This is a genomic window from Gammaproteobacteria bacterium CG11_big_fil_rev_8_21_14_0_20_46_22, from assembly GCA_002796245.1.
Taxonomy (GTDB): Bacteria; Pseudomonadota; Gammaproteobacteria; order UBA12402; family UBA12402; genus 1-14-0-20-46-22.
In genome coordinates, this window is the sequence record PCWT01000058.1 from 1 (window position 1) to 481 (window position 481).

At 36.4% G+C, this 481-nt stretch carries 1 protein-coding gene; it reads right to left on the minus strand.

All coding sequences use genetic code 11. The annotated features are described in order from the left end of the window. Nucleotides 1-150: 150 nt before the first annotated feature. A partial coding sequence (locus COV52_08175; protein ID PIR10612.1) for a transcriptional regulator occupies nt 151-481 on the minus strand: 331 nt, incomplete at its 5' end.

Consider the following 481-nt stretch of genomic DNA (forward strand, 5'->3'; position numbering starts at 1 on the left):
AAACAGAATGATTCGCTCTATTCATGGCGTCATAAATTTCACTGCCAACGCCTTTCCCAAAAGCGAACTCTATTTTTTCATTGAGCTTTTTATACATCAAAACCAATTATTCCTTTACTGATTCATATTATTGCGCAAAAAGTAAGAGCATTAGACCTCTCCAAATGCAACGGTTAAATGTCCTAGTGTTTTTCGGCGCGATGGCTTGTTCCTAATAATAATTTCAACGTCTTGGTTCAACCGATTTAAAAAATGAATGAGCCGCTCTATAGAAAATCCGCTCAATCGTCCATTCATTAATGCTGAAATCTTGGGTTGGTTAATACCCAGCATTTTTGCTGCCTCAACTTGTTTGAGTTTTTTCTTTTCGATAATTTCCTCGATACGCATGGCTAACTTAGCTTTTGCCAATCGCTCCTCAGAGTCATTAAAACCTAAGTCTTGATAAACATTACCACTGCTTTCAGTATGTTTAATTTTT